The sequence below is a fragment of the Janibacter sp. LM genome (assembly GCF_039631275.1).
In the GTDB taxonomy this organism is placed as follows: Bacteria; Actinomycetota; Actinomycetes; order Actinomycetales; family Dermatophilaceae; genus Janibacter; species Janibacter terrae.
In genome coordinates, this window is sequence record NZ_JBDIVG010000014.1 from 192,738 (window position 1) to 210,354 (window position 17,617).

The 17,617-nt window shown below is 73.2% G+C and carries 18 protein-coding genes; 16 read left to right on the top strand and 2 right to left on the bottom strand.

Annotated elements, in window-relative coordinates:
• Positions 1–93 precede the first annotated feature (93 nt).
• From rpsR to ABC138_RS09335, 4 genes are all read left to right on the top strand, one after another.
• Positions 94–330 (top strand): 30S ribosomal protein S18, encoded by a 237-nt coding sequence (rpsR, locus tag ABC138_RS09320; RefSeq protein ID WP_007925814.1) that lies wholly within the window; start codon positions 94–96, stop codon positions 328–330.
• Positions 331–360: 30 nt separating this feature from the next.
• Positions 361–807 (top strand): 50S ribosomal protein L9, encoded by a 447-nt coding sequence (gene rplI / locus ABC138_RS09325; RefSeq protein WP_068327754.1) that lies wholly within the window; start codon positions 361–363, stop codon positions 805–807.
• A gap of 135 nt (positions 808–942) precedes the next feature.
• Entirely contained in the window at positions 943–2,568 is a 1,626-nt protein-coding gene (locus ABC138_RS09330; protein WP_345913475.1) for a DUF3352 domain-containing protein, read from the top strand.
• Between the two features lie 78 nt (positions 2,569–2,646).
• On the top strand, positions 2,647–3,291 hold the full coding sequence (locus ABC138_RS09335; RefSeq protein WP_345913476.1) for a hypothetical protein: 645 nt from the start codon (positions 2,647–2,649) through the stop codon (positions 3,289–3,291).
• 67 nt (positions 3,292–3,358) lie between these two features.
• Here the strand turns inward: ABC138_RS09335 and ABC138_RS09340 are convergent, their stop codons facing one another.
• Complete coding sequence (locus ABC138_RS09340) at positions 3,359–4,711, bottom strand: MATE family efflux transporter (RefSeq protein ID WP_345913477.1); 1,353 nt, start codon at positions 4,709–4,711, stop codon at positions 3,359–3,361.
• Between the two features lie 168 nt (positions 4,712–4,879).
• Between ABC138_RS09340 and ABC138_RS09345 the strand changes: the two genes are divergently transcribed.
• Genes ABC138_RS09345 through ABC138_RS09370 form a run of 6 tightly spaced genes read left to right on the top strand, consistent with a single transcriptional unit; the run spans position 4,880 to position 9,914 of the window.
• Positions 4,880–5,872, top strand: coding sequence for an AAA family ATPase (locus ABC138_RS09345; protein WP_068327766.1), 993 nt, complete (start codon positions 4,880–4,882; stop codon positions 5,870–5,872).
• 6 nt (positions 5,873–5,878) lie between these two features.
• Entirely contained in the window at positions 5,879–6,760 is an 882-nt protein-coding gene (locus tag ABC138_RS09350) for a DUF58 domain-containing protein (RefSeq protein WP_345913478.1), read from the top strand.
• Positions 6,750–7,223 (top strand): hypothetical protein, encoded by a 474-nt coding sequence (locus ABC138_RS09355; protein ID WP_068327772.1) that lies wholly within the window; start codon positions 6,750–6,752, stop codon positions 7,221–7,223. The genes ABC138_RS09350 and ABC138_RS09355 overlap by 11 nt, the downstream gene beginning before the upstream one ends.
• A complete protein-coding gene (locus ABC138_RS09360) occupies positions 7,223–8,209 on the top strand; it encodes a VWA domain-containing protein (RefSeq protein ID WP_345913480.1) in 987 nt (328 codons plus the stop codon). The genes ABC138_RS09355 and ABC138_RS09360 overlap by 1 nt, the downstream gene beginning before the upstream one ends.
• Entirely contained in the window at positions 8,206–9,177 is a 972-nt protein-coding gene (locus ABC138_RS09365) for a VWA domain-containing protein (RefSeq protein ID WP_345913481.1), read from the top strand. Before ABC138_RS09360 ends, ABC138_RS09365 begins: the two co-directional genes overlap by 4 nt.
• Entirely contained in the window at positions 9,174–9,914 is a 741-nt protein-coding gene (locus ABC138_RS09370) for a hypothetical protein (RefSeq protein ID WP_338539119.1), read from the top strand. Before ABC138_RS09365 ends, ABC138_RS09370 begins: the two co-directional genes overlap by 4 nt.
• 77 nt (positions 9,915–9,991) lie before the next feature.
• On the opposite strand, the gene ABC138_RS09375 is transcribed toward ABC138_RS09370, so the two are convergent.
• Entirely contained in the window at positions 9,992–10,732 is a 741-nt protein-coding gene (locus tag ABC138_RS09375; protein WP_068327785.1) for a GntR family transcriptional regulator, read from the bottom strand.
• Between the two features lie 147 nt (positions 10,733–10,879).
• Here ABC138_RS09375 and ABC138_RS09380 point away from each other — a divergent pair, with 147 nt between their 5' ends.
• From ABC138_RS09380 to iolD, 6 genes are read left to right on the top strand one after another with little or no spacing between them, the layout of a single operon-like run.
• A complete protein-coding gene (locus ABC138_RS09380; protein WP_068327788.1) occupies positions 10,880–11,902 on the top strand; it encodes a Gfo/Idh/MocA family oxidoreductase in 1,023 nt (340 codons plus the stop codon).
• Between the two features lie 2 nt (positions 11,903–11,904).
• On the top strand, positions 11,905–12,822 hold the full coding sequence (locus tag ABC138_RS09385; protein WP_345913482.1) for a TIM barrel protein: 918 nt from the start codon (positions 11,905–11,907) through the stop codon (positions 12,820–12,822).
• The gene (gene iolC / locus ABC138_RS09390) at positions 12,822–13,784 is read left to right on the top strand and encodes a 5-dehydro-2-deoxygluconokinase (protein WP_345913483.1); all 963 of its coding nucleotides are present in this window, start codon (positions 12,822–12,824) and stop codon (positions 13,782–13,784) included. Before ABC138_RS09385 ends, iolC begins: the two co-directional genes overlap by 1 nt.
• On the top strand, positions 13,781–14,692 hold the full coding sequence (locus ABC138_RS09395) for a deoxyribose-phosphate aldolase (RefSeq protein ID WP_345913484.1): 912 nt from the start codon (positions 13,781–13,783) through the stop codon (positions 14,690–14,692). Before iolC ends, ABC138_RS09395 begins: the two co-directional genes overlap by 4 nt.
• A complete protein-coding gene (iolB, locus tag ABC138_RS09400) occupies positions 14,689–15,615 on the top strand; it encodes a 5-deoxy-glucuronate isomerase (protein WP_068327800.1) in 927 nt (308 codons plus the stop codon). Before ABC138_RS09395 ends, iolB begins: the two co-directional genes overlap by 4 nt.
• A complete protein-coding gene (iolD, locus tag ABC138_RS09405; RefSeq protein ID WP_345913486.1) occupies positions 15,612–17,591 on the top strand; it encodes a 3D-(3,5/4)-trihydroxycyclohexane-1,2-dione acylhydrolase (decyclizing) in 1,980 nt (659 codons plus the stop codon). The genes iolB and iolD overlap by 4 nt, the downstream gene beginning before the upstream one ends.
• Positions 17,592–17,617: the final 26 nt, after the last annotated feature.

Consider the following 17,617-nt stretch of genomic DNA (forward strand, 5'->3'; position numbering starts at 1 on the left):
TCTCTCACGCCCGGGTCCGCCCGAGCACCAGACAACACCCCCATCCCGAGGACCAACCTCGGGCTCTCGTGAACACCGAAGGAGAGCACCACGATGGCCAAGCCCGTAGTGCGCAAGCCCAAGAAGAAGGCCAACCCGCTCAAGGCGGCGAAGGTCGAGAACATCGACTACAAGGACGCGAACCTGCTGCGCAAGTTCATCTCCGACCGCGGGAAGATCCGTGCCCGTCGCGTCACCGGCGTGTCCGTCCAGGAGCAGCGCCGCATCGCGACCGCTGTCAAGAACGCCCGGGAGATGGCCCTGCTGCCCTACTCCTCGTCCAACCGCTGATCCGCGGCCGCGAAGAATCCAGGAGCAGACATGAAGGTCATCCTCACCCACGAGGTCTCCGGCCTCGGTACCGCCGGTGACGTCGTCGACGTCAAGCCGGGTTACGCCCGCAACTTCCTCTACCGTCGCGGCCTCGCCGAGGCGTGGACCAAGGGTGCGCAGAAGCAGGTCGAGGCGCTCGCCGCCGGCCGCGCCGCTCGCGCCGTGAAGTCCCTCGAGGAGGCGACCTCGATCAAGGGCAACCTCGAGTCGCAGAAGGTCACCATCGCCGCCCACGCCGGCGAGTCCGGTCGCCTCTTCGGCGCCGTCACGAGCCGCGAGGTCGCCGAGGCCGTCAAGGCCGGCGGTGGCCCGGAGCTCGACCGTCGCACGATCGAGATCCCGACGCCGATCAAGTCGGTCGGCCCGGCCGAGGCGCTCGTGCGCCTGCACCCCGAGGTCCAGGCGAAGGTCAGCCTCGACGTCGTCGCCGGCTGAGTCCGGTCACATCCCGACGGGGGGCCCACCATCACGGTGGGCCCCCGTCGTCGTGGGTAGTCCTCCCCATGTCCACGGAGGGTCATCGAACCGTAAGGTTCGTGCCAAGACTTCGTCACGACCCGGGGAGAGATCATGACCCAGCCGCCCTTCGGCCAGCCACCCGCGCCCGGCGGCCAACCCCCACCGCCTCCCGGGTACGGGCAGCCCGGGTTCGGACAGCCCGTCCACGGCCAGTACCCGGGCGTCCCGCCGCAGTACCCCGGCGTCCAGCAGCAGCCCGGCCAGTGGGGGCACCAGCTCCCGCCCCAGCCGGCCCCGAGCTCCCGCAGGGCCCTCAGGTGGGGCGCCCTCGGTGTCGCGGGTGTCCTCTCCCTCGGTCTCCTCGGCGGCGGCGCGCTCTTCGCCTACGGCAAGATCAACGGCGGCGGCCCCCAGCCGGAGACGGCCCTGCCGGCGACCGCCATCGCCTTCGCCAAGGTCGACCTCGACCCGTCCGCCGACCAGAAGGTCGACGCCTTCCGCTTCGCCCGCAAGTTCCCCGGCGCCCGCGACGAGCTCGCCGACATCGACGAGGGCAGCGACCTGCGCCAGGAGCTCTTCGACGCCATCAAGGAGGACGGCGGGCTCGAGGGCGTCGACTACGCGCAGGACGTCGAGCCCTGGCTCGGCCAGCGCTTCGGCGTCGCGGTCCTCCCGCCCACCGACGGCTCGAGCGAGCCCGGTGTCGTCGTGGCACTGGCGAGCACCGACGAGGACGCCGCCCACCGGGGCCTGTCGAAGGTGACCGGCACCGGTGGCTACTGCTCCGTCCAGCCCGATTTCGCGATCTGCGGCGAGGAGCAGTCGGTCGTCGACACGGCGGTCGACGAGGCCCAGGACAGCCCGCTCGCCGAGGACGACCGCTTCACCCAGGACATGGAGGACCTCGGCGAGGACGGCCTCGTCACCGGCTGGATGGACGCGAACAGGGCGCAGCAGCTCCTGGGCGCCCTCGGCACCGGTGTCTCCACCACCTCCGAGCCGGTCGGCCGCTACGCCGCCGCGATCCGCTTCGACGGACCGACCCTCGAGATCGCCGGCCGCGCCAACGGCCTGCCCGACGGCAGCGTCCCCGCCGGGGACGGGACCGCGGTCGGCGACCTGCCGGCCGACACCTTCGCCGCACTGTCGATCTCCGGCCTGGACGAGTCGATCCGCAAGGCCTGGCCCCAGTTCGACAAGGGCGCTCGGGGGAACCTCGGCGAGGACTGGCAGGACGGGATCGACTCCTTCACCCAGGAGACCGGTCTCTCCGTGCCCGATGACCTCGCCAAGGCGGTCGGGAGCGAGACGAGCCTCGCTGTCGGGCCGGACGCGGACACCCCCAAGGTCGCCCTGGTGACCAACGGTGACCGCGGGCTCATCGACAAGCTCGTCGCCTCCGTCAACAGCAGCACCACCGGCACGGGCGGCACGCCCCAGCTGACGGTCAAGGATGCCGACGGCAACCGGACGGTCGTCTCGACCGATGCCGGCTACGCCGACCAGGTCGCCACCGGGTCCGGTCTCGCGGCCGCCGACGCCTTCAGGGACGCGGTCCCGGACGCCGACAAGGCCGGCAGCGTGGGGTACCTCGACATCGCCAAGGCCGTCGAGCTCTTCGGCGAGGACCTCGGCGACGAGGAGCGCGCCAACCTCGGGGCGTTGAAGTCCGCCGGATTCGCCGTCTGGGGCGAGGGCGACCACGCGGACTTCCGCTTCCGCCTGACGACGAGCTGACCCGCTCGACCTCGTCCGCTGCCCGGCCCCGGTCTTCCACCGGTGCCGGGCAGCGGGCAGGATGCAGGGGTGACTTCGATGGAGCAGACCGACCGGATCCGTGAGCGCCGCGACGAGTTCTGGCGCGGCGTCGGCCAGCTGGGCGCGCAGTGCGGTCCCCTGGGCGACGCCGACGAGCCGGCGCTGTGGCCGACCGGTTCCTCTGCCTACCTGCACGTCGTCACGGCGCACTCGGGTGTCGTCGCGACCGACGGCCTCAGCGACCCCTCGGGTGACGAAGGGGAGTCCGCCGCGCCCGGCCTCGGGGTCGAGGTCTACGTCGAGGGCCGCGAGCTGGTCGAGGGGCCCGAGGGCGAAGGGCGGTGGCTCGCCACCGCGCTCGAGGAGGCCGCCGGCGCGATCGCCGGTGCCGGCACCAGCCTGGGTGAGGCGCTCGCCTGCCACGACCTGCTCTCCCTCGAGCTCTCCGCCGGCGACGCGCCCGCCGACTGGGTGGCCGAGGGTCGCCTCGGTGCCCTCGTGGGCGTCGAGCTACCGGGCCGCGGCCAGGCCTTCGACGTCGAGGGCGGGCGGGTCCGGGCGCTGGCGCTGACCCCCCTTCGTCCGTCCGAGCTGGCGGTCGTCACCGCCGAGGGTGCGGCCGGCCGCCGCCGGATCGCCGAGGCGCTCGCCGACGCCGGCTGGTACTCGTACGCCGACAGCACCCGGCCCTCGGTCGCCTGACCCCGCGGTTCGAGGTATCTGCGACGGTCTGTCCGGTCCGAGATACCTCGACCGGAGATATCTCGACTCAGCGGCGGGCGCCGGTCACCGCCCAGGCGTCGCCGCGGACCCGGTAGGCCATGAACCCACCCCGGATCGCCATGAACGCGGTGAACGCGAGCCACAGGGTGACGACGGCGGCCTCGGGCCCGTGCCCGTCGCCGAGGGTCCTGGCCAGCCAGATGACGGGGACGTAGGCGAGCAGGACGAGGGCCATCGACCCGGCGAGCCAACGGCCGTCGCCCGCACCGATGAGCACCCCGTCGACGACGAAGACGTAGCCCGACAGCGGCTGGGCGAGCGCGACGACGAGCAGACCCGCGGCGATGGCGCCGCGCACCTGCGGGTCGTCGGTGAAGAGCGCGGGGAGCACCCGGTGCAGCGCCGCGAGGACGAGCCCGAGGCCCACCCCGCCCCAGACGCCCCACCGGACCATGAAGGCGGTGGCGGCGCGCGCCCCCTTCGCGTCACCGCTGCCGAGCGCGGCCCCGGTGAGCGCCTGCCCGGCGATGGCCAGGGCGTCGAGGGCGAAGACGAGCAGCGACCAGACGGTCGTCGTGACCTGGTACGCGGCGAGCGGCACGTCACCGAAGCCGGCCGCGACCCAGACCGTGAGCAGCAGGATCGCGCGCAGCGCGAGCGTGCGGACCAGCAGGGGCGCGCCGTCGAGCGCGGCGTCGACGACCCGCCCGACATGAGGGCGAAGGGAGGCCCCCACGCCTCGTCCCCGGCCCACCACGACCGCGAGCAGCGCCACGGCCATGCCCCACTGGGCGATCACCGTGCCCCACGCGGCGCCGGCGATCCCGAGGCCGACCCCGTGGACGAGGAGGACCGACAGGACGGCGTTGGCGCCGAAGCCCGCCGCCGAGGCGACGAGCGGGGTCCGGGTGTCCTGCAGGCCGCGCAGGATGCCGGTCGCCGCGAGCACGAGGAGCATCGCGGGCAGGCCGAGCGCGCTGACGCGCAGGTAGACGACGGCCTGGTCCAGCGCCTGCGGCGATGAGCCGAAGGCACCGGCGAGCGGCCGGGCCCCGAGACCGACGACCGCCGCGACGACGAGCCCCAGGCCTCCCGCGAGCCAGGTCCCGCCGGTGCCGAGCTCGATCGCGCCGCGCGTCGACCCGGCGCCGTACTGCCGCGCGACGACGCTCGTCGTGCCGTACGCGAGGAAGACGAAGACGCCTGCCGCGGTAAGGAGCACGGAGCTCGCGGTGCCGAGCCCGGCGAGCGGGACCACGCCGAGACGACCGACGACCGCGGCGTCAACCATGAGGAAGAGCGGCTCGGCGACGAGCGCGAGGAAGGCTGGCACGGCCAGGGCGAGGACCTCTCGCGGCCCGGCCCGCACCGTCATCGGGGTGCCGGGCTCGGAGGTCATGCCCCCGACCCTAGGTCGCCCCGACCCGCGAGACTCGGGCCAGGGCGGCTATCGGGGCCACATTGCGGCCATGGGCCGAGTCTCGGGGGAGTGCTCCCCGGTGCCGTGGCCGCCCGCGGTCCGTAGAGTGACCGCGACATCAGGACCACAGGATCGAAGGGGACGTACGTGCCGCCAGCGAGCAGGATCAGCCAGGACCACCTCGAGCGGGCTCGCAGCCTCGTCGCCCTGGTCGACAAGGGCTTCGAGTCCAAGGTCGTCGGCCAGCGTCGGCTGCGCGAGACCCTGCTCATCGGTCTGCTGACGAGCGGCCACGTCCTGCTCGAGTCGGTCCCCGGTCTGGCGAAGACGACCGCGGCGCACGCGCTCGCGACGGCGATCGGCGGGTCCTTCAAGCGCATCCAGTGCACCCCGGACCTGCTGCCGAGCGACATCGTCGGCACCCAGGTGTACGACGCGAGCACGGGCAAGTTCGTCACCCAGCTCGGACCGGTGCACGCCAACTTCGTCCTGCTCGACGAGATCAACCGCAGCTCGGCCAAGACCCAGTCGGCGATGCTCGAGGCGATGCAGGAGCGCCAGACCTCCATCGGCGGCCAGGTCTTCAAGGTGCCCGAGCCCTTCCTCGTCCTCGCGACGCAGAACCCCATCGAGCAGGAGGGCACCTACGTCCTGCCCGAGGCCCAGCTCGACCGGTTCATGCTCAAGGACCTGCTCGACTACCCCAGCCCGGCCGAGGAGGTCGAGGTCGTGCGCCGCATCGACGCCGGCGTCTTCGACCAGCCCGAGCGGGCGATGATCGACATCGCCGACGCCCGCGAGCTGCAGCGCCTGGCCGCGTCGGTCTACCTCGACAAGGCGATCCTCGACTACATCACCTTCATCGTCGCGGCGACCCGCACCCCCGGCAAGGTCATGCCACCCGAGCTGGCCCGCTACGTCGAGATCGGGGCCAGCCCGCGCGCCTCGATCGCCTTCGCCAAGGCCGCCCGCGCCTCCGCGCTGCTGCAGGGGCGCGACCACGTCATCCCCGAGGACGTGCGCCACCTGGCCCATCGCGTGCTGCGCCACCGCGTCCTGCTCACCTACGAGGCCACCGCCGACGACGTGCGCGTCGAGACGATCATCGACGCCGTCGTGCGCGCCGTCCGCACCCCCTAGGACGCCATGACGCGTCTCGTCCACAAGGTCAAGGGCAAGCTGTCGATCCACGTCCGGCGACGCTCGGTGGCGCTGCTCGACGGCGGCTACGCCTCGGTCCACAAGGGTCGCTCGATGGACTTCGACGACCTGCGCGCCTATGCCGTCGGCGACGACATCCGCGACATCGACTGGCGGGCGTCGGCCCGCCACGGCTCGATGCTCATCAAGCGGTACGTGGCCGAGCGGCACTTCTCGCTCATCATCGTCATGCCCGCCGGCCGCGAGATGGCCGCGACCGCGGCGGGCGGCGAGCCCAAGCGCGACGTCGCGGTCCTCGCCGCCGGGGTGCTCGGCTGGCTCGCCGTCCGGCACGGCGACGACGTGTCGATGATCAGCGGTGCTCCCGGGCGCATCCACGCCACCCGGGCGCGCAGCTCGGAGGGCCACCTGGAGCTGCTCCTGCAGGAGGCGATCACGCTCTCCCAGGCCGACTCCCCTTCGTCGGACCTGCCGGGGCTGCTGCGGCACATCACGCGCAACGTCAAGGGGCGCAAGGTCGTGCTCGTCATCGCCGACGACGGGGTGGAGCCGGCCGCAGTCGAGGACACCCTCCGCACCCTCCGCCTGCGGCACGAGGTGCTGTGGGTCGACATCGCCGACCTCGACCCGCTGGCCCTCGCCCCCGAGACCCTCGTGCGCGATGTCGCGTCCGACCACCCGCTGCCCGACCTGCTCGCCGCCGACCGCGCGCTCGCCACCGCCTTCCGGCAGGCGGAGAGCACCCGTCGGCACGACGTCGACGCGATGCTGCGGCGCACCGACGTCTCCTCCGCGCGCGCCGGCCACACCGACGAGGTCGTGCCGATGATCGTGCGCATGCTCGAGAAGAGACGCCGTGGACGCTGACCCGATCTACCTCGCGCCCCAGGGCTACGCGGTCACCTGGCCGGTCCTCGGAGGCTTCATCCTCTTCGGCCTGCTGATCTGGGCCGTCGCCATCTGGCTGCTCACCCGCCGCCCGGAGGACCCCGAGCTGCACGGCAGCCTGCCGCCGTCCGCGCTCGCCAAGCTGCGCCGCGACGCGCTCACCCGCATCGACGAGGTCGAGGCCAGGGTGCGGGCCGAGGAGATCACGGCACGAAGGGGGCACCACGAGCTGTCGAAGATCGTGCGCGGATTCGTCAGCAGGGCCAGCGGGCTCAAGGCCGAGATCATGACCGCGGCCGACCTGCGCGAGCGCGGCCCCGCCCATCTCGCGGCGCTCATCGAGGAGTACTACCCGCGCCAGTTCGGCGCCGACGAGGCCGACCCACCGAGCTTCACCCGGTCGGCCGGTGCCGCCCGCGACGTCGTCGGGGGGTGGTCGTGATGGGTCTGACCTGGTGGTGGCTCACCCTGCTCATCGTCCTCGTCCTGCTCGTCGTCGCCGGGCTCGGCTGGTGGCTGGCCGGGCGTGACACAGCGGCCAAGGACGCCGTCCTCGTCGCCCACTCGGCCCGCCTCACCCGCCTGCCGGCCTACCGCGCCGCGATCTCCCGCCAACGGGTGCGCCTCCTCGGCATCGCCGCCGTCATCGGGCTGACCGTCCTGCCCCTGGCCGTCGCCGCCGGTCGCCCCGGCACGACCGAGATCATCGACCCGGAGAAGAACAACCGCGACATCATGCTCTGCCTCGACGTCTCCGGGTCCATGTTCACGACCGACCAGGCGGTGCTCAACGACTTCGCCGAGATCGTCGGCCGCTTCCGCGGGGAGCGGATCGGCCTCGTGCTCTTCAACAACCAGGCGGTGACCGCCTTCCCCCTCACCGACGACTACGAGCTCGTCGAGGAGCAGCTCAAGGGCTACGCCGACGGGTTCAGCCTCTTCGGCGGCGAGGGCGAGTACAACCCGATCGACGGCACCTTCAACCAGAAGATCCTCGCCAGCTCGCTCGTCGGCGACGGTCTCGCCAGCTGCGTGCTCAACTTCGACCACCTCGACCAGGAGCGACCGCGGGCGATCATCCTCGGCACGGACAACGAGGTGCACGGCGACGGCGTGTACTCGCTCGGCGAGGCGACCGACCTGGCCGTCGAGCGCAAGGTGCGCGTCTACGCCCTCAACCCGCAGCCCTACGGCGCCAACCACTCCACGCTGTCCGCGGCGACGGAGCGGACCGGCGGCCGCACGTGGGGGCTCGACCAGGCCAGTGCGACCGAGGAGGTCACGAGCAACATCGAGGAGCTCGAGGCTGCCCGCCTGCCCGACGTCGCACCGGTCCACGTGCGCACCGACCTGCCGACGCTCTGGTTGAGCTTCGGCCTCCTCGGCCTCGTCGTGCTCTACCCGCTCCTGTGGTGGTGGCGCCGATGAGCCTGCACCCCGTCATCCCGTGGCCCCTGGTCGTGGTCGCCGGCCTGCTGCTCGTCGGCTTCACCGGCTGGCGCGTCCTCGCCGACGGGCGTCACCGCCCGCGGTGGGTCCTGCGACTGGTCACCGCCCTCGTCATGGCCCTCGCCCTCCTCGGACCCGCGGTCAGCGGCTCGATCGCGCGGCAGGCCTCCTCGGACGTCAACGTCTTCTTCGTCGTCGACACGACGACCTCGTCGATGGCCCGCGACCACGACGGCGAGCGCACGCGTCTCGAGGGCTACCGCGAGGACATCGCGAAGATCCAGGCGGAGATGCCGGGGGCGCGCTTCTCGATCATCACCTTCGACTACACGGCCCGCGTGGTCATGCCGCTCACGACGGACACCCAGGCGCTGAAGACCGCCGCCGAGAACCTGCGCCCGGAGAACAGCCTGTACTCCGGCGGGTCCTCGATCACGATCGCCCAGGAGCGGTTGCGCACCACCCTGGAGGGCGCCAAGGAGCGCCAGCCGGAGCGCTCGCGCATCGTCTTCTACCTCGGCGACGGCGAGCAGACCGCGGCGCAGGAGCCCGCCCCCTTCGACCTGCCCGACCTCGTCGACGGTGGCGCCGTGCTCGGGTACGGGAGCGACAAGGGCGGCCGCATGGCGACGACGTCCGCGGACGGGACCCCCGGCGAGGACGTCAAGGACGCCCAGGGCAACCCCGGTGTCAGCACGATCGACGAGCAGCGGCTGAAGGAGGTCGCCGACCAGCTCGGCGTGCCCTACACGCACCGCACGGGCGGCGACATCGGGCCGGCCCTGGAGGACGCGGACCCCGGCACGACCGTCGAGGGCGCCGGTGCGGCGATCGAGACGTACACCTCGCTCGTGTGGGTCCTCGCCACGGTGATGTCCCTGCTGCTCCTCGTCGACCTCTTCATCACGACCCGTGAGATCGGCCGACTGCGGAGGGCCACGGCATGAGCACACCCACCGAACCCCGACTGCGACGACGGCGGCGCCTCATCTGGGCGACGGTGCTCCCGGCCATCGTCCTGATCGTCCTCGCGATCCGCTTCCTCACCCTGCCGGTCTTCATCGGGCAGGCCCAGGACGCCCACGGCCGCGACGACGGGCAGGGCATGCGCGACGCCGCCGACAAGCTCGGCGTGCTCAACATCGTCGAGCGGTGGCGCGCCCCCTTCGTCGAGGGCACCGGACGGTCCGTCCAGGGCGACCTCGAAGGGGGTCGTGAGGACCTCGAGCTGGCGCTCTCGCGCACCGACGACCCGCAGGACGACTGCACCGTCCGGACCAACCTCGTGCTGACCGTCTCCGCGCAGGCCGACAAGGCCAAGGAGGCCGGCGACCCGGCGGGCGAGAAGGCCTTCGCGCAGGAGGCGCTGAAGCTCATCGAGGAAGGACCGGAAGGGTGCCTCGACGGGTCCGACGACGGCAACGAGGGCGAGGCGGGCCGCAAGCAGCAGGAGGCCAAGGACAAGCTCGAGGAGCAGACCGGCCAGAAGCAGCCGGACGACGGCGGTGGCGAGGACCCGAAGAAGGGTGAGGACGAGCAGGACGGCTCGGGCGAGGAGGAGGACCCGAAGAAGAAGGAGCTGCAGGAGCGCAACCAGAACGGCCAGCAGGAGTCGGAGGAGAACCGCCGCGACAAGGAGGCCCGCGACAAGGGCAACGACGGGGGCGTCGACAAGCCCTGGTGACCTGAAGTCCCCTAGGGCAATGCACTCTCTCGACGTCAAGAAGTTGCATTCCCCTAGGGCAATGCAGGGGGCTGCGGTCAGCGCTCGTCGAGCATGAGGTCGATCGTGTAGTCCTCGGCCCGGTAGGCGTGGTCGCCGAACTCGATGGCGGCGCCGGAGGCGTCGAAGGCCATCCGGGTCATCGTGATCACCGGCTGGCCCGAGCGCATCCCGAGGGAGCGGCGCTCGGCGGCCGTCGGCATCCGGGCCCCGATCGACTGGCGGGCGACGACCGGCTTGACGCCGCGGCGGCGCAGCAGCGCATACAGGCCCTGCTCCTGCAGGTCCTCCCGCGAGATGTCCGCGTGCGCCGGCGGCAGCCAGTTGTGCATGAGGGCGAGCGGCTGGTCGCCGGCGGAGCGCACCCGCACGATCGAGAGCATCTCGGTGTCGGCGTCGAGGTCGAGCGCCGCGGCGGCCCGCTCGTCGGTGCGCAGCTCGATCTCGACGACCTCGGTGCGCGGCTCGCGCCCCTCGGCCTCGAGGTCGTCGTAGAGCGAGGACAGCCGGGCGCGGCGGTGCACCTTGCGGTTGGCGACGGTCGTGCCGAGCCCCCGGCGCCGCACGAGCAGTCCTTGGTCGACCATCTCCTGGATCGCGCGGCGCACGGTGGGGCGGGAGAGGCCCAGCCGTCCGGCGAGGGCGATCTCGTTCTCGAAGGGGTCCCCGGGCTGGAGCCGGCCGTCGTCGATCGCCGCGGTCAGCTGCTCCGCGAGCTGGTGGTACAGCGGGACGGGCGACCCGCGGTCGATGACCACGTCGAGCTGCAGCGCTGGCATGCGGGGAGCATACGCCCAGGACGTCAGCGAGGCATGACGTGCATATGTCCTGACAAAGCATTGACAGCAGGACGAAGGGTGGGGAAGAGTTGCGCGCAACCTCGCGCCACGGTGCGCGGCCACCTACGCAAAGGAGCGTCCCCCGCGATGCGGATCGGTCTCATCGGCCTCGGCCGGATCGGTGCCTTCCATGCCGACACCCTGCTCGGCCTCCCGGCCCTGACGAGCCTCGTCATCAGCGACGCCCGGCCGGCGACGGTCGCGCGGGTGGCGGAGGACCTGCGGGTCGGGCACCCGGACGCCACGGTGGAGACCGTGACCCCGGGCGAGCTCCTGGGGGCCGGGCTCGACGGGCTCGTCATCGCGACGGCGACCCCGGGGCACGCCGAGTGGATCCGGGCCGGGATCGCCGCAGGCGTCCCCACCTTCTGCGAGAAGCCGGTCGCGGCCTCGCTCGGGGAGACGATCGAGCTGGCCCGCCTGGAGGCCGACAGCGCCACCCCGGTGCACATCGGGCACCAGCGGCGCCTCGACGCGGGGTTCCGCCGGGCGCGCGAGGCGGTGGCCTCGGGCGAGCTGGGCTTCGTCCACACCATCCGCGCCACGACCCACGACCAGGCCCCGCCGCCGGCGGAGTTCATCCCGACCTCGGGCGGCATCTTCCGCGACTGCGGCGTCCACGACTTCGACGCGATCCGCTTCGTCACCGGGCGCGAGATCGCCTCGGTGTACGCCGTGGGCTCGAACAAGGGCGCGGACTTCTTCGCCGAGGCCGGTGACGTCGACACCGGCGCCGCGGTGCTCACCCTCGACGACGACACGATCGTGCTCATGTCGACGACCCGCTACAACGGCGGCGGCCACGACGTGCGCATGGAGGTCATGGGGGAGCTCGGCACGATCGCCGTGGGCCTCGACCACTCGCTGCCGATGTTCAGCGCCGAGGCGGACGTCGACTTCCCCCGCGGCCCCCAGCACTGGTCCTTCATGGACCGCTTCCGCCCCGCGTACCGGACCGAGCTGGCGACCTTCTGCGAGGTGGCCGCCGGTCGCGTGCCGAGCCCCTGCACCATCTCCGACGCCCTCGCGGCGTACCGCACCGCCGAGGCCTGCGAGCTCTCGCGTGCGCAGCGCCGCCCCGTCGACCTGACCGAGATCGAAGGACTGTGACGATGACCCAGACCCGCACCCCACTCACCGAGCGCATCGCCGCCGCGCCCATCTCCTGGGGCGTCTGCGAGGTGCCCGGCTGGGGCTGGCAGCACGAGCCGGCGACCGTCCTGGCGCAGATGCGCGAGCTCGGCATCGCCGCGACCGAGTTCGGCCCCGACGGCTTCCTGCCCGACGCGCCGGCCGACAAGGCGGGGACGCTCGCCCGGTACGGGTTGGCCGCCGTCGGCCAGTTCGTCCCCGTCGTCCTGCACGACCCGGGGGTCGACCCCCTTCCCGCCGTGGAGACCGCGATGGCGGGCCTCGTCGCCGCCCGGGCCACCACCGTCGTCATCGCCGCCGCCACGGGGGCGGAGGGGTACGACGCCAGGCCCGAGCTCGACGACGCCGGCTGGGCGACGCTGCTGCGCAACCTCGACCGGATCGCGGATGCCGCTGCGGCACAAGGGCTCACGGCCACCCTCCACCCGCACGTCGGCACGATGGTCGAGTCCGGCGGGGAGACCGACCGCGTGCTCGCCGGGTCCCGCATCGGGCTGTGCCTCGACACCGGGCACCTCCTCATCGGCGGCGGCGACCCGGTCCGCGTCGCGCAGGGCCACCCCGAGCGGATCGCCCACGTCCACCTCAAGGACGTCGACCTCGCCTGGGCGCGCAAGGTGCAGGACGGCGGGGCCGGCTACACCGAGGCCGTCGCGGCCGGCATGTACGTGGCCCTCGGACGCGGCGACGTCGACATCGCCGCCATCGTCCGCTCGCTCGAGGGGGCCGGGTACGACGGCTGGTACGTGCTCGAGCAGGACACGGTCCTCGCGGGCGACCCCGCCGACCCCGCTACGGCGAAGGGGGCCGCCGACCCCGTCGCGGACGTCCGGGAGTCGGTCGCGCACCTGACGTCGATCGCGGAGGGGATGCGCTGATGTACGACCTCGTGACGATGGGCCGGACCGGGGTGGACATCTACCCCCTGGACCACGGGGTGCCGCTGGAGGAGGTGCGCACCTTCGAGAAGTTCCTCGGCGGGTCCGCGACCAATGTCGCCGTCGCTGCCGCGCGGTACGGGCTGCGGACCGCGCTCGTCACCAAGACGGGGGCCGACGCCTTCGGGCGGTACGTGCGCGCCGAGGCCGAGCGGCTCGGTGTCGCGGGCGAGTTCATCACCCCCATCGAGGGTGACGGCCCGCCGACGCCGGTGACCTTCTGCGAGGTGCACCCGCCGGACGACTTCCCGCTGTACTTCTACCGCTGGCCGACCGCGCCGGACCTCATGCTCACCGAGGCCGACCTGCCGCTCGAGGAGATCCGCGGGGCGCGGGTCTTCTGGGCCACCGTCACGGGTCTGTGCGCCGAGCCCTCCCGCGCGGCCCACCACGTCGCCTGGGCGGCACGGGGCCGAGCCCGCCACACCGTGCTCGACCTCGACTACCGGCCGATGTTCTGGTCCACGCCCCAGGAGGCGAGCGCCGAGGTCGGCCGTGCCCTCGAGCACGTGACGATCGCCGTCGGCAACCGTGAGGAGTGCGAGGTCGCCGTCGGCGAGACCGACCCGCACCGCGCCGCCGACGCCCTCCTCGAGCGCGGCCTGGAGCTGGCGGTCGTCAAGCAGGGACCGAAGGGGGTGCTCGCCGCCACCGCCGACGAGCGGGTCGAGGTGCCGCCCTTCCCCGTCGAGGTCGTGAACGGCCTGGGCGCGGGAGACGCCTTCGGCGGGGCGCTCGTCCACGGGCTGCTCGCGGGGTGGGAGCTGCGACGCATCCTCGAGTTCGCCAATGTCGCGGGGGCCCTCGTCGCCTCCCGGCTCGAGTGCAGCACCGCGATGCCGACCACCGCCGAGGTCGAGGACGCCCTCGCCCGACGCACCACCGAGGGAGCGCCCGCATGAGCACGCCGACCTCCGCCACCACCCCCTTCGTCGACGTGGCCGCGATCACCGGCGTCCGTGCCGCCGACCCGGGCGCCGTCGAGCGCCGCTGGGCGGCCCGCACCCGCCGCCCGCTCCTCGCCGACGACGGTCGGATGCTCGTCGTCGCCGCCGACCACCCGGCCCGGGGGGCGCTCGGGGTGCGTGGCGACGCCTTCGCGATGGGCTCCCGATCCGACCTGCTCGCCCGACTGGCGACCGCCCTCTCGCGGCCCGGGATCGACGGCGTGCTCGGCACGCCGGACGTCCTCGACGACCTGCTCCTCATGGGCGCGCTCGAGGACAAGGTCGTCGTCGGCTCGATGAACCGCGGTGGCCTGCAAGGCTCCTCGTTCGAGCTCGACGACCGCTTCACCGGCTACACGGCGGCCGAGATCGTCGCCCGCGGGCTCGACGGCGGCAAGATGCTCACCCGCATCGCCCTCGACGACCCCGCCACGGCCGCGACGCTCGAGGCGAGCGCCCGGGCGGTCACCGAGCTGGCTGCGGGGCGGACGATGGCCATGGTCGAGCCCTTCTGGTCCGCGCGCCGCGATGGCAAGGTGGTCAACCTGCTCGACCCCGACTCCACGATCCGGTCCATCGCGGTCGCCTCCGGGCTGGGCGCGAGCAGCGCGCACACCTGGCTCAAGCTGCCCGTCGTCGACGAGCTGGAGCGGGTCATGGACGCGACGACCCTCCCTTCGCTCCTCCTCGGCGGTGACCCGCTGGGCGACCCGCACGACACGTACGCCGCGTGGGGCCGCTCGCTCGCCCTCCCGCAGGTGCGCGGCCTCGTCGTCGGGCGCGCGCTGCTCTACCCGCCGGACGGCGATGTCGCCGGCGCCGTCGACATCGCGGCCGGCCTCGTCCACGGGGGTGCCGCGTGAACCACACCCCCCGCACCGGAGCGGACAACGAGCGCTGGTTCCACCCCTTCGCGCCGAAGGGGGGAGCCTGGGTCGTCGAGATCACCGACGCCGTCGAGGGCTGGCAGCACACCTCGCTGCGCGTCGCCGTGCTCGAGCCGGGCGCCACCCTCGACCACGAGCTCGTCGGCGAGGAGGGCGTCGTCGTGCCCCTCGTGGGCGGGGTCACCGTGACCGCCGGGGGTGCCGAGCACGTGCTCGCAGGGCGCCCCAGCGTCTTCGCCGGGCCGAGCGACACCCTCTACCTGCCGGCCGGGACCGCCCTCACGCTGACCAACCCGGGTGCCGCCCCCGCGCGGATCGCCCTGTGCGGTGCCCGGGTCGACGACCCGACCGGCGGCGGCCGCGAGATCGTGCTCGTGCCGGCCGCGGACGTGCCCGTCGAGCTGCGCGGGGCCGGGGCGTGCAGCCGCGAGGTCCGCGGCTTCGCGATGCCGGGCACGCTGCCCGGTGCGGAGCAGGTCCTCGCCTGCGAGGTCGTCACGCCCGCCGGCGGATGGAGCTCCTACCCGCCGCACAAGCACGACACCGACCGGCCCGGGCAGGAGAGCCGGCTGGAGGAGATCTACTACTTCGAGACGCAGACCGCCGGGGACCAGGCCGCGCCGGTCACCCGGGGCACCGACCGCGCGGACGGCCGCCAGCCCGTCGGGTACCAGCAGGTCTACGGCGCGCAGGGGCGCGACATCGACGTCCTCGTCGAGGTCGCGACCGGCGACACCGTCCTCGTCCCGCACGGCTGGCACGGCCCGGCGATGGCCGCGCCCGACGCGGACCTGTACTACCTCAACGTCATGGCCGGTCCCGGACCCGACCGGGTCTGGCTGATCTGCGACGACCCCGCCCACGGGGCGATCCGGGAGACCTGGGAGGGGCAGCGATGAGCAGCGAGCGTGGGGAGACGGTGCGGCTGACGGTGGCCCAGGCGCTGGTGCGCTTCCTCGGGCACCAGTGGAGCGAGCGGGACGGGCAGCGGCAGCGGCTCGTCGAGGGCTGCCTCGGGATCTTCGGCCACGGCAACGTCGCCGGCGTCGGGCAGGCGCTCCTCCAGGAGGAGCTCGCGGCGGACGGGGAGCCGCCCCTGCCCTACGTGCTGGCGCGCAACGAGCAGGCGATGGTCCACACCGCCGTCGCCTACGCCCGCCAGCGCGACCGGCTGCAGACGTGGGCCTGCACCGCCTCCGTGGGACCCGGCAGCACCAACATGCTCACCGGGGCGGCGCTCGCGACGATCAACCGGCTGCCGGTGCTGCTCCTGCCGAGCTCGACCTTCGCCACCCGCGCGGCCGGCCCGCTGCTGCAGGAGCTCGAGCAGCCGCACGGCGGGGACCTCACGGTCAACGACGCCTTCCGCCCGCTCTCCCGGTTCTACGACGAGGTGCGCCGCCCCGAGCAGCTGTCGAGCATCCTGCTCGCGGCGATGCGGGTGCTCACCGACCCCGTCGAGACGGGTGCGGTGACGATCTCCCTGCCGCAGGACGTGCAGGCCGAGGCGCACGACTGGCCGGTCGAGCTCTTCGCCGACCGCGCTTGGCACATCGCCCGGCCGCCGGCCGAGCCGGCGCGCATCGCCGCCGCAGCCCAGATCATCCGCGGGTCCCGGCGGCCGATGATCGTCGCCGGGGGCGGGGTCCACCACTCGGGGGCGGAGGACGCGCTCGCGGCCCTCTGCGCGGCCACCGGCATCCCCGTGGGCGAGACCCAGTCCGGCAAGGGCTCGCTGCTGCACGGCAACCCGCAGCTGCTCGGCGCCGTCGGCTCCACGGGGACGACCGCGGCCAACGCCGTCGCGGCGCAGGCGGACGTCGTCATCGGCGTCGGCACGCGCTACCAGGACTTCACGACCGCCTCCCGCACGGCCTTCGCGGCGGAGGGGGTGCGGTTCGTCAACCTCAACATCGGCTCCTTCGACGCGGCCAAGCACTCCGGCCTGGGCGTCGTCGGTGATGCCCGCGAGGCGCTCACCGCCCTCGCGGCCGCCCTGGACGGCTGGTCCGTCGACGACGCGTACCGCGAGGAGCAGGCCCGCCTGTGGGCGGACTGGGACGCGCAGGTCGAGGCGAGCCACCACCCTTCGCCCCGGGTCACCGACGCGCTCGCCGAGGGCCGACTCACCCAGGGCAGCGTCCTCGGGCTCGTCAACGAGCTGAGCGACCCGCGCGACGTCCTGCTCTGCGCCGCCGGGTCGATGCCCGGTGACCTGCACAAGGCGTGGCGGGTGCGCGAGCGGCGGGCGTACCACGTGGAGTACGGCTACTCCTGCATGGGCTACGAGGTGCCGGCGTCCATCGGCGTCCGCTGGGCCGACCCGACGCGCGACGTCTTCGCGATGGTCGGCGACGGGGGCTACCTCATGATGCCCACCGAGCTCGTCACCGCCGTGCAGGAGCGGACCAAGGTCATCGTCGTGCTCGTGCAGAACCACGGGTTCCACTCCATCGGGTCGCTGTCGGAGTCGCTGGGGTCCCAGCGCTACGGCACGGCCTACCGGGCGCGGGGTGCGCAGTCGGGTCGGCTCGACGGGGAGGTGCTGCCGGTGGACCTGGCCGCCAACGCCCGATCGCTCGGCTGCCACGTCATCGAGGTGCACGACCGCGAGGGCCTCGCCGCGGCCATCCGCGCGGCCAAGGCCGCGCCGGCCGACGGCGGGCCGGTGGTCATCCACGTCGAGACCGACCCGATGGTCTTCGGCCCGGACTCCGCCAGCTGGTGGGACGTGCCGGTGGCGGAGGTCAGCCACCTGGCGAGCACGCAGGGGGCGCGCACCGGGTACGAGCAGGCCAAGACCGCACAACGAACACATCTCGCACCTGCCGATCTCCGACACCACCCGGACGAGAGCGGCCAGACTCACAACTGAACGAGGTGCCCGTCCCGGGCACCCTC